The sequence below is a fragment of the Streptomyces sp. NPDC002306 genome, assembly GCF_053593435.1.
Map to the genome: position 1 here is coordinate 19,511 of NZ_JBSFCK010000013.1, position 11,485 is coordinate 30,995.

Annotated in this window: 14 protein-coding genes; 9 read left to right on the forward strand and 5 right to left on the reverse strand. The window is 72.5% G+C overall.

The annotated features are described in order from the left end of the window. Positions 1 to 56 precede the first annotated feature (56 nt). Positions 57 to 713, forward strand: a complete 657-nt coding sequence (locus tag ACWCQK_RS24525) for a trimeric intracellular cation channel family protein (protein ID WP_451158272.1) — start codon at positions 57 to 59, stop codon at positions 711 to 713. On the opposite strand, the gene ACWCQK_RS24530 is transcribed toward ACWCQK_RS24525, so the two are convergent. Next, positions 622 to 1,854, reverse strand: coding sequence for an alpha/beta hydrolase (locus ACWCQK_RS24530; RefSeq protein ID WP_451158274.1), 1,233 nt, complete (start codon positions 1,852 to 1,854; stop codon positions 622 to 624). The two genes, ACWCQK_RS24525 and ACWCQK_RS24530, sit on opposite strands and share 92 nt — an antisense overlap. Before the next feature lie 155 nt (positions 1,855 to 2,009). On the opposite strand from ACWCQK_RS24530, the gene ACWCQK_RS24535 reads away from it, so the two are divergent. After that, the gene (locus ACWCQK_RS24535; RefSeq protein ID WP_451158276.1) at positions 2,010 to 2,870 is read left to right on the forward strand and encodes a thioesterase family protein; all 861 of its coding nucleotides are present in this window, start codon (positions 2,010 to 2,012) and stop codon (positions 2,868 to 2,870) included. 259 nt (positions 2,871 to 3,129) lie between these two features. Here ACWCQK_RS24535 and ACWCQK_RS24540 read toward each other — a convergent pair whose 3' ends face one another. Then, positions 3,130 to 3,756, reverse strand: coding sequence for a TetR family transcriptional regulator (locus ACWCQK_RS24540; protein ID WP_451158278.1), 627 nt, complete (start codon positions 3,754 to 3,756; stop codon positions 3,130 to 3,132). Positions 3,757 to 3,902: 146 nt separating this feature from the next. Here ACWCQK_RS24540 and ACWCQK_RS24545 point away from each other — a divergent pair, with 146 nt between their 5' ends. The 3 genes from ACWCQK_RS24545 to ACWCQK_RS24555 all read left to right on the forward strand — a co-directional run bounded on the left by ACWCQK_RS24545 (position 3,903) and on the right by ACWCQK_RS24555 (position 5,714). Further along, positions 3,903 to 4,070 (forward strand): hypothetical protein, encoded by a 168-nt coding sequence (locus tag ACWCQK_RS24545; protein WP_451158280.1) that lies wholly within the window; start codon positions 3,903 to 3,905, stop codon positions 4,068 to 4,070. Positions 4,071 to 4,186: 116 nt separating this feature from the next. Continuing rightward, positions 4,187 to 4,453, forward strand: coding sequence for a DUF4190 domain-containing protein (locus ACWCQK_RS24550; protein ID WP_451158282.1), 267 nt, complete (start codon positions 4,187 to 4,189; stop codon positions 4,451 to 4,453). A gap of 91 nt (positions 4,454 to 4,544) precedes the next feature. After that, on the forward strand, positions 4,545 to 5,714 hold the full coding sequence (locus ACWCQK_RS24555; protein ID WP_451158284.1) for a cysteine desulfurase family protein: 1,170 nt from the start codon (positions 4,545 to 4,547) through the stop codon (positions 5,712 to 5,714). A 115-nt stretch (positions 5,715 to 5,829) separates the two neighbouring features. Here ACWCQK_RS24555 and ACWCQK_RS24560 read toward each other — a convergent pair whose 3' ends face one another. After that, positions 5,830 to 6,504 carry an N-acetylmuramoyl-L-alanine amidase gene (locus tag ACWCQK_RS24560; protein ID WP_451158286.1) on the reverse strand — a complete coding sequence of 225 codons (675 nt, stop codon included), beginning with the start codon at positions 6,502 to 6,504 and terminating at the stop codon, positions 5,830 to 5,832. Between the two features lie 69 nt (positions 6,505 to 6,573). On the opposite strand from ACWCQK_RS24560, the gene mnmA reads away from it, so the two are divergent. Next, positions 6,574 to 7,704: a tRNA 2-thiouridine(34) synthase MnmA gene (gene mnmA, locus ACWCQK_RS24565; RefSeq protein WP_451158288.1), complete on the forward strand. Its 1,131-nt coding sequence runs from the start codon at positions 6,574 to 6,576 to the stop codon at positions 7,702 to 7,704. 91 nt (positions 7,705 to 7,795) lie between these two features. On the opposite strand, the gene ACWCQK_RS24570 is transcribed toward mnmA, so the two are convergent. Together ACWCQK_RS24570 and ACWCQK_RS24575 are read right to left on the reverse strand one after the other, a co-directional pair. Further along, complete coding sequence (locus ACWCQK_RS24570; protein ID WP_451158290.1) at positions 7,796 to 8,581, reverse strand: alpha/beta fold hydrolase; 786 nt, start codon at positions 8,579 to 8,581, stop codon at positions 7,796 to 7,798. Between the two features lie 38 nt (positions 8,582 to 8,619). Continuing rightward, positions 8,620 to 8,943 (reverse strand): DUF427 domain-containing protein, encoded by a 324-nt coding sequence (locus tag ACWCQK_RS24575; RefSeq protein WP_451158292.1) that lies wholly within the window; start codon positions 8,941 to 8,943, stop codon positions 8,620 to 8,622. Positions 8,944 to 8,993: 50 nt separating this feature from the next. Between ACWCQK_RS24575 and ACWCQK_RS24580 the strand changes: the two genes are divergently transcribed. The 3 genes from ACWCQK_RS24580 to ACWCQK_RS24590 all read left to right on the forward strand — a co-directional run bounded on the left by ACWCQK_RS24580 (position 8,994) and on the right by ACWCQK_RS24590 (position 11,480). Further along, positions 8,994 to 9,557 carry an LOG family protein gene (locus ACWCQK_RS24580; protein ID WP_451158294.1) on the forward strand — a complete coding sequence of 188 codons (564 nt, stop codon included), beginning with the start codon at positions 8,994 to 8,996 and terminating at the stop codon, positions 9,555 to 9,557. Positions 9,558 to 9,564: 7 nt separating this feature from the next. Then, positions 9,565 to 10,263, forward strand: coding sequence for an SDR family oxidoreductase (locus tag ACWCQK_RS24585; RefSeq protein ID WP_451158296.1), 699 nt, complete (start codon positions 9,565 to 9,567; stop codon positions 10,261 to 10,263). A gap of 209 nt (positions 10,264 to 10,472) precedes the next feature. After that, positions 10,473 to 11,480 (forward strand): methionine synthase, encoded by a 1,008-nt coding sequence (locus ACWCQK_RS24590; protein WP_451158298.1) that lies wholly within the window; start codon positions 10,473 to 10,475, stop codon positions 11,478 to 11,480. Positions 11,481 to 11,485 lie beyond the last annotated feature (5 nt).

Consider the following 11,485-nt stretch of genomic DNA (forward strand, 5'->3'; position numbering starts at 1 on the left):
CGAGCTGATGCCTGGCTTTGTAAGGTCCACGCCCTCAGACAGGTAAGAATGTCAGGGTGCTCCCTCAACTGTTCAGCCCCTCCGTCCAGCACACGCTCGACCTGATCGGCATCTTCGTGTTCGCCATCTCGGGTGCGCTGCTGGCCGTCCGCAAGAACTTCGACGTCTTCGGCATCGCCGTCCTCGCCGAGGTGACCGCGCTGGGCGGAGGGCTGTTCCGGGACCTGATCATCGGCGCGGTCCCGCCCGCCGCCTTCACGGACCTGGGCTACTTCGTCACCCCGCTGCTCGCCGCCCTCCTGGTCGTCTTCCTGCATCCCCACGTGGAGCGCATCCAGACCGGCGTGAACGTCTTCGACGCGGCAGGCCTCGGTCTGTTCTGCGTCGCCGGCACGACCAAGGCGTACGACTACGGGCTCGGCCTCACGCAGTCGGTCACCCTTGGCCTCGCCACCGCCGTCGGCGGCGGTGTGCTGCGGGACGTGCTGGCCAACGAGGTGCCGTCACTGCTGCGCTGGGACCGCGACCTGTACGCGGTGCCGGCCATCGTGGGCGCCACCATGGTCGCGCTGTGCCTCCACTATGACGCTCTCACCCCGCTGACCAGCGGATTCGCGGCACTCACCGCTTTCGTCCTGCGTCTGCTCGCCATGCGATACCACTGGCGAGCGCCGCGTGCGTGGAACCGGCGGTCGACGGTGCGAGAGGAGTAGCGCCCCGCACGGCGGGGTGCCGGCTGCCCAGCTGTTCGCTCAGCCAGCGGAACGCCGGTATCACCTGGGGCCGCCACAGCTTCATGGTGTGGCCGCCGGCGCTCCTCGGGACGTGGACCACGTGGACGTTCGTTGGCGCCGCCGCGGCCCACCGTATCGCCGTGGCGGCCTCGTACCCGTCGTGGGGCTGGCCGGAGAGGTAGAGCGAGACGGGCGGCGGGGTCGTCGCCCGGCGCAGTATCAGCAGGGGGTTGTTCGCGGCGCGCAGGGCCGGGTCCCGGGCGGTGAGCGAGTCGCGTTCGCCGATGGGGTCGTTGTAGCCGGACAGGCTCACCGCGGCCCGGTAGCGGTCGGGGTGGGCGACGGCCAGCTTGAGCGCGCAGTGCGCGCCGGCCGAGTAGCCCGCGACCGCCCAGCCGCCGGGCGCGGGCTCGGCCCGGAAGTTGTCCCTGACCATCTTCGGCACGTCGACGCTGAGCCAGGTGTCGGCGTTGACCGTGCCCGGGAGGTTGGCGCAGCCGGTGTCCACCCCGGGCAGCAGCGAGGTGCGGGGCGCGACCAGGATGAACGGCGCGATCCGGCCGGACCGCATCAGCGGCAGCAGCTGCTCGTGCGCGTGCAGCGCGCCGAACCACGCCTTCGCCGATCCGGGGTAGCCGGGCAGCACCTCGACGACGGGGAACCTGTGGTGCCGGTAGGCGGGCTGGTCGTACTGCGGTGGCAGCCAGACGTAGACCTCGGCGTTGACGCCGGAGACCCGGCCCCTGAGCTGGGTGACGCGGACGCCGCCGGCCGCGTGCATGGCCGGGCCGCCGGCGGCGGTGAAGCGCTGTTCGACTCTGGGCAGCTGTTCCAGGGCTATCCCGCCGGTGCCGTCCGAGCCGAGGTCGGCGGCCTGCTGGACATGGTCGGCGGTGCCGAGGAGGTCGGACCAGCCGTCGTAGAGGTTGTTGGAGTTGTTGACCATGGTGAAGACCAGGGCGACGGCCGTGCCCTGGGCGAACAGCAGCATCAGCATCCGGGCGGCCACGCGCACGACCCGCGGTCCGCGCAGCCGTGACCACAGCAGCAGCGGCAGCGCGACGGCCACGACGGACAGCACGATCAGGGTGATGAGGAACGCAGTCCCGGTGAGGCTCATGCCCCGATAGAGGGAAATGGCGGGCCCGAGGTTACGGACGAGTACGGACACTTACCGAGAAATTGCCGGAGCCCCACCCGAGTGCCCGTTCGGATGGCATGTGAGGGTCCTTACCAAAGCTACCGCTTAGTAGCGAGTTCTTGTACGGTTCAGGTATGCCAGAAGCAGCTACCGCGCCGGCCGCGCGGGCCACGATCGGCGACAGCGAGTTCGACCGGGACACCGCGCTCACCCGCCGCGGACCCGGTGTCTACGACATCGATCTCTCGGCCGGCTGGACCATCATCAGCGCCGTCAACGGCGGCTATCTGCTGGCCGTCCTGGGCCGCGCGCTCGCCGACGCACTGCCGCACCCGGACCCCTTCACGATCTCGGCGCACTATCTGACCGCGTCGCAGCCCGGCCCGGCGGTCGTGCGTACGGAACTCGTGCGCACCGGCCGCACGCTCTCCACCGGCCAGGCCTCGCTGCTGCAGTACGACGACGAGGGCAACGAGGTCGAGCGGATCCGCGTCCTCGCCTCCTACGGCGACCTCGACTCCCTCCCCGACGACGTCCGCACATCGGCGAAGCCGCCCGCGATCCCGCCGATGGAGCAGTGCTTCGGCCCCCAGGACGGCCCGAGTCCCGTTCCGGGGAGCTCGGCGATCACGGACCGGCTGTTCCTCAAGCTCGACCCGTCGACCCTCGGCTGGGCGCTCGGACAGCCGTCCGGCAAGGGGGAGATGCGGGCCTGGTTCGGCCTCGCCGACGGCCGCGACGCCGACCCGCTCTCCCTGCTGCTCGCGGTGGACGCCCTGCCGCCCACGGCCTTCGAGATCGGCCTGTCCGGCTGGGTCCCGACGGTCGAGCTCACCGTGCACGTCCGGTGCCGTCCCGCACCGGGCCCGCTGCGGGTGTCCATCACCACCCGCAACCTCGCCGGCGGCTTCCTGGAGGAGGACGCCGAGGTGTGGGACAGCGCCGACCGGCTGGTCGCGCAGTCCCGCCAGCTGGCCCGGGTCAGGCTCGGCTGAGGGCGTCCGCCCCGGCGGACCCGAAGTGAAGTACTCGGTCGGCGCGGTGACTTGAGCCGTCGCGGTGGCTTCGCCGACGCTCTCGCCGCTGGTTCCGGCGGCGGTCAGGGTCGGCAGGCCCGGCAGGGCTGACCGCGACGCCGTACGGCGCAGGGCGCCGCGCTCGTTCACCGGGCGCGGCGCCCTTTTCCGTACGGCGCCCCGGCGCGCGCGTCCGGCCGGAGTGGGCGGCGCCCCGGTGGGCGGCGCGGCCCGCCCGTCATCCGGGCCAGTGGTGGCGGCCGATGCTGATGAGCCGCATCTGCCGGGTCGCGAGCTGTGCGACGCGCTCCCGTTCCTCTTCCGGGGCCTCCAGCGCCTCCAGGAAGAGCGAGGCGGTGATGAGCATCTGGTCGACGTAGAGGTGGGCCAGCATCAGCAGGTCGTCGTCGTTCCACCCCTCGGACTCGGGGTCCTTGGCCAGCTCGTCCCGTACTTCCTCGGCGAACCGCACCAGTTGGTCCCGGATGGCCTCCCGCACCGGCTGCACCCCGCCGTGCCGCTCGCGGGCGATGAAGCGGACGTGGGCGGGGTGCGTGTCCACGTGGTGGGCGATCAGCTCCACGGCGCGCGCGATGCGTTCCTCGCTGGTGTCGGCGGTGGTGACGGTCGTGCGGATCATCGGGTGCAGGCTGCCGAGCGCCTCCTCGACCAGGGCCACACCGAGGTCGGCCGTGGAGCGGAAGTGCCGGTAGAAGGCGGTCGGCGCGACACCGACGGCCCGGGTGACCTCGCGCAGGCCGAGACTGCTCAGGCTCTGCTCCTCCAGCAGGACCAGCGCCGCCTCCAGGAGCGACTGCCGGGTCTTCTGCTTCTGGGCCTGGCGGATGCCGAGGGTGTGACTCATGACACCAGTTAACAACTGTTCTCCGGAATACGAAAGCCGTCCCGCGCGCTAGACTCTCTAGTCAGTGAACAACTGTAACTACACTCGTTCACCGAAATATCACGAGAGGTATCCGCGAGCGGTATCTCGAAGGGGGATCCGATCCCATGCTGTTCCTCGTCGCCGCACTTCTTCTGCTGGGCGTCGTCATGGGCACCGTGGCCCATGCGCCGCTGACGTTCACCGTCGTCGCCGCCGCCGTCATCGCGACCTGGCTCGGCGTCTTCGCGCTGCGCGAGTACTACGGCCGCCGGCGCGGCACGTCGGCGAACTGACCTTCCCGCGGCCGTCCGGGGACCTTCCCGCGGCCATCCGGCCATCTATCCGTCCGGCCATCTATCCGTCCGGCCATCGATCCGTCCGTCCGTCCGTCCGTCGGGAGCTGACCCTCATGCAACTCACCGCACCGGCCACGCGCCGCACCACTACGCGCGACGCCGACGGCATGGCCGTCGCGTCCTTCATCCTCGGCCTGCTCGGCCTCCTCGTCCTCAACCTCTTCCTCGGCCCGATCGCCATCACCCTCGCGGCGGTGGCCCTGTGGCGCGGCACGGACCGTCGCGGCCGCGCGTTCCTGGGCCTGGGCCTGGGGGTCGCCGACCTGGTGCTGCTGGTGGCGTTCATGCAGGCGGACAGCACGGTGTCCTGGAGCTTCTGAAGCCGGGGAGCCGCTGACACCGAAGGCCGGCCGCGGGTGGGGCGCCCGCAGCTCCGGCCCGGTCACGCAGGCCCGTAGAATCGGGCTCACCATGGCATACCTCGACCACGCCGCGACCACCCCCATGCTTCCCGAGGCGGCAGAGGCCCTGACCGCCCAGATGGGCGTCACCGGCAACGCGTCCTCCCTTCACGCATCCGGCCGCAAGGCCCGCCGTACGGTCGAGGAGTCCCGCGAAACCCTCGCGGAGGCGCTCGGCGCCCGTCCCAGCGAGGTCGTCTTCACCGCCGGCGGCACCGAGGCCGACAACCTCGCCGTCAAGGGCCTGTACTGGGCCAGGCGAGCCGCCGACCCGCGCCGCACCCGGGTGCTGGCCAGCCCCGTGGAACACCACGCGGTCCTCGACGCCGTCCACTGGCTGGGCGAACACGAGGGCGCCACCGTCGAGTACCTCCCGGTCGACTCCTACGGACGGGTCCACCCCGAGGTCCTGCGCGAGGCCGTCGCCCGTGACCCCGACGATGTCGCCCTGATCACCGTGATGTGGGCCAACAACGAGATCGGCACGATCCTGCCGATCCGTGAACTCGCCGACGTGGCCGCCGAGTTCGGCATCCCGCTGCACGCCGACGCGGTCCAGGCCTTCGGCCAGGTCCCCCTCGACTTCGCCTCCTCCGGCCTCGCCGCGATGACGGTCTCGGCCCACAAGGTCGGCGGCCCGTACGGCATCGGCGCCCTTCTCCTCGGCCGCGAGTACACCCCCGTGCCCGTGCTGCACGGGGGCGGCCAGGAACGTCACGTCCGCTCCGGCACGCTGGACATCCCGGCGATCGCGTCCTTCGGTGTCGCCGGCCGGCTGGCGGCCGAACAGCGCGAGTGGTTCGCCCGAGAGATCGGCGCCCTGCGCGACGACCTGATCACCCGGGTCCGTACGGCGGTGCCCGACGCGATCCTCGGAGGCGACCCCTCCACGGCCGGCCGCCTCCCGGCCAACGCCCACTTCACCTTCCCGGGCTGCGAGGGCGACTCCCTGCTCCTGCTGCTGGACGCCCAGGGCGTCGAGTGCTCCACGGGCTCCGCCTGCACGGCCGGAGTCGCCCAGCCCAGCCATGTCCTGCTCGCCACCGGCACCGACCCGGACCTGGCCCGCGGCACCCTGCGCTTCTCCCTCGGCCACACCTCCACCGAGGCCGACGTCGACGCGGTCGCCAAGGTGATCGGCCCGGCCGTGGAACGGGCCCGCGCGGCGGGGCTGACGTGACGACACCACCGACGTGGACACCACCAGGCGCGCCCTCACCTCGGTGACGTCGTCCACGTGGGTCGCACCGGTGCGCGCCCTGCCGGAGGGCCGGCCGGGATCACCCGCACCGCGGCTACGCGCGCGTCGCGCGCTGGGTGCCCGCCGCCCGCACCAGCCGTAGGTAGCGGTCCCAGTCCCAGTGCCTGCCGGGATCCGTGTGGTCCGTCCCCGGCACCTCGACGTGCCCGATGATGTGCTCGCGGTCGACGGGTATGCCGTACCGCGCGCATATCCCCGCCGTCAGCCGGGCCGAGGCGGCGTACATCGCGTCGGTGAACGACGAGGCGCGCTCCACGAAACCCTCGTGCTCGATGCCGACGCTCCGCTCGTTGTACTGCCGGTTGCCCGCGTGGAACGCCACATCCAGCTCGCGGATCATCTGGGTGACGTGCCCGTCCTTGCGGACGATGTAGTGGGCCGCGGCCTTGTGCCCCGGATCCTGGAAGACCCGCACCGCGCTGTCGAAACCGCCCTGTGTGACATGGATGACCACCCGGTCGATCGAGTAGTCGTCCGGTCGGTCCGCCCGCCGGTAGTTCGCCGTCGAGGCCGCCACCCACTGCGCGCCCCGGAAGTCGACCGCCCCGGCGACCCGCGGTTTCTCCACCCCCGGCAGCCGCCACCACAGGTGCGCCAGTTCGTCGCGCGCCAGCGCGGCGGTGCCCACGGCGGCCGCCAGGCCGCCGACCAGCAGGGCCCGCCGCCCGATCCGCCGGTCCGAGTCGCTCTTGCCGGCTCGCGCCTTCATCTCCCCCATGTGATCGAGAACGGATACTCGCGAGCTCCGGTTCCCGCGCCCCCTTACTCTTGAAGGGCTATGACTGACATTCCGCAGCGCTCCCGCCCCCTCCGCGTCCTCGCCGCCATGTCGGGCGGGGTCGACTCCGCCGTCGCCGCCGCCCGCGCGGCCGAGGCGGGCCACGACGTCACCGGCGTCCACCTCGCGCTCTCCGCGAACCCGCAGTCGTTCCGCACGGGCGCGCGCGGCTGTTGCACCATCGAGGACTCGCGTGACGCGCGCCGCGCCGCGGACGTCATCGGGATCCCGTTCTACGTCTGGGACCTCGCCGACCGATTCCGCGAGGACGTGGTCGAGGACTTCGTCGCCGAGTACGAGGCCGGACGCACCCCGAACCCGTGCCTGCGCTGCAACGAGAAGATCAAGTTCGCCGCTCTGCTGGACAAGGCGCTGGCGCTGGGCTTCGACGCGGTGTGCACGGGCCACTACGCGAAGGTGCTGGTCGGCCAGGACGGCGCCCGCGAGCTGCACCGCGCCTCCGACATGGCCAAGGACCAGTCGTACGTCCTCGGCGTCCTGGACGACCGGCAGTTGGCGCACGCCCTGTTCCCGCTCGGTGACACGCTCACCACGAAGGACGAGATCCGCGCCGAGGCCGAGCGCAGGGGCCTGGCCGTGGCCAAGAAGCCGGACTCGCACGACATCTGCTTCATCGCCGACGGCGACACCCAGGGCTTCCTGGCGAAGCGGCTGGGCAGGGCCGAGGGCGACATCGTCGACGAGTCCGGCGCCAAGCTGGGCACGCACGAGGGCGCGTACGGCTTCACCATCGGCCAGCGCAAGGGACTGCGCATCGGTACCCCGGCCGCCGACGGCAAGCCGCGCTACGTGCTCGACATCTCGCCGGTCGACAACACGGTGACGGTGGGCCCGGCCGACGCCCTGGACGTCACGGCCCTCAGCGCCGTCAAGCCCCGCTGGTGCGGCGCCGCCCCGAGCGGGCCCGGCACCTACACCGCCCAACTGCGCGCCCACGGCGGCGAGACCGAGGTGAGCGCCGCACTGGTCGACGGCCGCCTGGAGGTCACGTTCACGGAGCCGGTCCGCGGGGTCGCCCCGGGCCAGGCGATCGTGCTGTACGACGGCACGCGCGTGGTGGGGTCGGCGACGATCGCGGCCACGGTACGGGCGACGGCCGGGGTGGCCTGAGCCGTACCGTGCCCACGCCGGGCGCCCGTCAGGGCCGGAGCACCGGCGTCCAGGAAGCAGGGCGCCCGGGCCCGCCCACGCGCGCGTGGGCCTACGCCCCGGCGGTGAAGAACTCGGCCAGCACCGGTGCGAGGGCGTCCGGGTCCACCATGTGGGTCTGGCCCTCCAGGACGCGGTACGCGCCCCGCGGCGCCGACTCCGCGACGGCCCTGGTCGCCGCGCGCAGCCACCGCGGGCTCGCCCCGCCCGCGACCGCCAGGACCGGGACGGTGAGCGAGGCCAGCCGGTCCCGGGGGACGAGACCGTCGCCCATGACGGCGTCGTCGTGGGCGAGACTCGGGGCGATGGCCTCCATCCCGGGCCACATGGGGGACCGGCGGGCGCCCTGGATCATCTCCTCGGCCATGCCGGTCAGGCGCAGGAACAGTTCCACCGCGTCCCCGCGCCGTCCCTCGGCCAGCGCCCGGCCCAGGCTCCCGGTGTACTCGGCGCGCTCCTGCACGCCGCCCCCGTGGTCGGCGAACGGCGTCTCGTACACGGCGACCTGTCGCACCGGCAGCCCGGCGGCGGCCGCCGCCAGCACCAGCGCGCCGCCCGACGAGACGCCGTACAGCGCCGCGTCCCCGCCCGCCGCCTCGATCAGCGCGGCGATGTCCTCCACCTCACGGGCCACCGCGTACGGCGCGGTGTCGCCGCTCTCGCCGCGGCCCCGGCGGTCGTGGACGACCACGCCGAAGCGGTCCGCGAGCCGCGCGGCCAGCGGCGCCATCGTGCCGCCCGTGGACATCGCCCCGCTCACCAGGACGACCGTCGGCCCCCGCCCGGTGTGCTCGTAGGCGATGGAAGTGCCGTCACGCGAGATGGTCCGTTTGTCCATACCGGTGAAGACTGCCGTCCGGCCCCGGACTCATCGGGTCACGACACCTCCGTTTCGTAGAAACACAGGTGGTCCTTGATCGCGGCGACGTCCGGCTTGGGATCGGGATAGGACCAGACGAGGTCCGCCGCGTCGGGCAGCGACCAGTACGCGGCCGTGCCCTTGAACGGACAGTACGTCTGGGTGTCGGAGGGCGTCAGCAGGTCGAGCCGTACGTCCTCGGCGGGGATGTAGTACCGCACGGGACTTCCCGTCTCGCGCAGTACGAGGGGGCGGTCGCTCTCCGCCAGAGTCCGGTCGCCGTGCACGACCCGGACCCGCTGGGTGCCCTGCTCGATGGTGATCGTGTGTCCTTCAGCCATGTAGGGAGAGCACCTGGGGGCCGCCGGTTCTTCCCGCGTACGGTGACGGTATGCGTATCTGTGTCTTCCTCTCCGCCGCCGACCTCGACGACCGCTACACCCGGCCCGCGCGCGAGTTCGCGGAACTGCTGGGCAAGGGCGGTCACACCCTGGTGTGGGGAGGGTCGGACACGGGCCTGATGAAGGTGGTCGCCGACGGCGTGCAGGAGACCGGCGGACGGCTCTGCGGGGTCTCCGTGGACTTCCTGGCCGCCAAGGCCCGCCCGGGCGTCGACGAGATGGTCGTCGCGCGCGACCTCGCCGAACGCAAGCGGCTGCTCCTGGAGAAGGCCGACGCCGTCGTCGTCATGGTGGGCGGTATCGGCACCCTCGACGAGGCCACGGAGATCCTCGAACTGAAGAAGCACGGGATCACCGGAAAGCCGGTCGTGCTCCTCAACACCGCGGGCTTCTACGACGGCCTCAAGGAGCAGCTCCGCCGCATGGAGGACGAGGGCTTCCTGCCCCGTCCCGTCACCGACCTGGTGTTCTTCGCACAGGAGCCGGTCGGGGCACTGGCTTACCTCGAGACCGGGACATCAGCCGCTCCCGCGGCGGGCCAGGGCACCGAGTGATGCGAGCATGGCCGTCATGGCTACTCATGTGATCACCGGGGCCGGCTCCGGCATCGGCGCGGCCGTCGCCCGCCGTCTGCACGCACGCGGGGACGAACTCGTGCTGCACGCGCGCGACGCGGGCCGCGCGAAGGAACTGGCGGCCGAGTTCCCCGGGGCGCGCACGCTCGTCGGCGACCTGGCCGACCCGGACAAACTGAGCTGGGCGTTCTCCCACCAGACGCTCCCCGACCGGGTGGACTGCCTGCTGCACATCGCCGGGGTGGTCGACCTCGGCCCGGTCGGCGACCTGACCCCCCGGTCCTGGCACCACCAGCTCAACGTCAACCTGATCGCCCCCGCCGAGCTGACCCGCCACTTCCTGCCCCAGCTGCGGGCCGCCCATGGCCACGTGGTGTTCGTGAACTCCGGTGCCGGACTGAACGCCCACGCCGACTGGTCGGCGTACGCCGCCTCGAAGCACGGCCTGAAGGCGCTCGCCGACTCCCTCCGCCACGAGGAGCACGCGAACGGCGTCCGCGTCACCTCCGTCTACCCCGGCCGCACGGCCAGTCCGATGCAGGTCAAGGTCCACCAGCAGGAGGGCAAGGAGTACGACCCCACGCGGTGGATCGACCCCGAGTCGGTCGCCACGGCGATCCTGACGGCCGTCGATCTGCCGCGGGACGCGGAGGTCAACGACCTGACGGTGCGACCGGGTCGGTGAGCGGGCCGGTGAGCGAGGGGCGGTGACCGGCCGGTGAGCGGGCCGGTGAGTGAGGCGCGGCCGCAGGTCGGCCGTCCCGTCCCGTCCGGCGTCTGACGGCGGGCCCGTTCGGGCCGGAGCGAGGGTCCGTTCGGGCCGAAGCGCGGGTCCGCGGGCGCCGGCCCCGGCACCCCGGACCCGGCCCGCCCGCGGAGCCGTACGCTTCCGGGGTGAGTGAAGACAAGCAGTTCAGCTTCGGCCCCGCGACCGGTGTCGGCTCCATGCCCGGCGGCGACGCCCGGGAGGCCGCCAGGACCGTCACCGGGTCCTTCGAGGACTTCCCGTACCTGCCCGAGCTGCCGGCCCGCGGCCCCGGCGCGGACATGATCGGCCGGACCGCCGGGATGCTCGTCGAGCTGTACGCGCGCGTGGAGCCCAGCGGATGGCGGCTCGGCGACCGGCCGGGGCGGGACACCAAGCGGGCCAGGTCCTGGCTGGGCCAGGACCTGGACGCGCTGGAGGAGTTCACCCAGGACTACGAGGGGCCGCTGAAGGTGCAGGCGGTGGGCCCCTGGACGCTGGCCACCGCGCTGGAGCTGCGCAACGGCGAGGCCGTCCTGTCCGATCCCGGTGCCTGCCGCGACCTCGCCGCCTCCCTCGCCGAGGGCCTGCGTCTCCATCTCGCCGAGGTACAGCGCCGTATCCCCGGCGCCCGGCTCGTCGTCCAGCTCGACGAACCCTCCCTCACCGCCGTTCTGCGCGGCCAGGTGAAGTCCGCGAGCGGCTACCGCACCCACCGCGCCGTCGACCGGCAGGTCGTCGAGGCCACGCTCCGCGACGTCATCGGCGTGCACGACCGCGGCCCGGCCGTGGTGCACTCCTGCGCCCCCGACGTCCCGTTCGCCCTGCTGCGCCGGGCGGGCGCGGCGGCGGTCTCCTTCGACCTCGCGCTTCTCACCGAGCGTGACGACGACACGATCGGCGAGGCGGTGGAGGGCGGGACGCGGCTCTTCGCGGGTGTCGTCCCCGGCACGGACGGCCCGTTGTCCGACCCTGCCGGTAGCGTCATGGGTGTCAGAACGCTGTGGCGCAGGCTGGGACTGCGACCGGGGCTGCTCGCGGAGGCGGTCACGGTCACCCCGTCGTGCGGACTCGCGGGAGCTTCCCCCGAGTACGCGCGCAGGGCGCTCGCCCATTGTGTCCTGGCGGCGAGATCCCTCGCGGACAACCCAGAGTGACGGGA

What these genes read in the sequence shown, in the direction of transcription:
- ACWCQK_RS24530 (WP_451158274.1), bottom strand. Translation starts at nt 1,854, where the DNA reads ATGAGCCTCACCGGGACTGCGTTCCTCATCACCCTGATCGTGCTGTCC.
- ACWCQK_RS24535 (WP_451158276.1), top strand. Translation starts at nt 2,010, where the DNA reads ATGCCAGAAGCAGCTACCGCGCCGGCCGCGCGGGCCACGATCGGCGAC.
- ACWCQK_RS24540 (WP_451158278.1), bottom strand. Translation starts at nt 3,756, where the DNA reads ATGAGTCACACCCTCGGCATCCGCCAGGCCCAGAAGCAGAAGACCCGG.
- ACWCQK_RS24545 (WP_451158280.1), top strand. Translation starts at nt 3,903, where the DNA reads ATGCTGTTCCTCGTCGCCGCACTTCTTCTGCTGGGCGTCGTCATGGGC.
- ACWCQK_RS24550 (WP_451158282.1), top strand. Translation starts at nt 4,187, where the DNA reads ATGCAACTCACCGCACCGGCCACGCGCCGCACCACTACGCGCGACGCC.
- ACWCQK_RS24555 (WP_451158284.1), top strand. Translation starts at nt 4,545, where the DNA reads ATGGCATACCTCGACCACGCCGCGACCACCCCCATGCTTCCCGAGGCG.
- ACWCQK_RS24560 (WP_451158286.1), bottom strand. Translation starts at nt 6,504, where the DNA reads ATGAAGGCGCGAGCCGGCAAGAGCGACTCGGACCGGCGGATCGGGCGG.
- mnmA (WP_451158288.1), top strand. Translation starts at nt 6,574, where the DNA reads ATGACTGACATTCCGCAGCGCTCCCGCCCCCTCCGCGTCCTCGCCGCC.
- ACWCQK_RS24570 (WP_451158290.1), bottom strand. Translation starts at nt 8,581, where the DNA reads ATGGACAAACGGACCATCTCGCGTGACGGCACTTCCATCGCCTACGAG.
- ACWCQK_RS24575 (WP_451158292.1), bottom strand. Translation starts at nt 8,943, where the DNA reads ATGGCTGAAGGACACACGATCACCATCGAGCAGGGCACCCAGCGGGTC.
- ACWCQK_RS24580 (WP_451158294.1), top strand. Translation starts at nt 8,994, where the DNA reads ATGCGTATCTGTGTCTTCCTCTCCGCCGCCGACCTCGACGACCGCTAC.
- ACWCQK_RS24585 (WP_451158296.1), top strand. Translation starts at nt 9,565, where the DNA reads ATGGCCGTCATGGCTACTCATGTGATCACCGGGGCCGGCTCCGGCATC.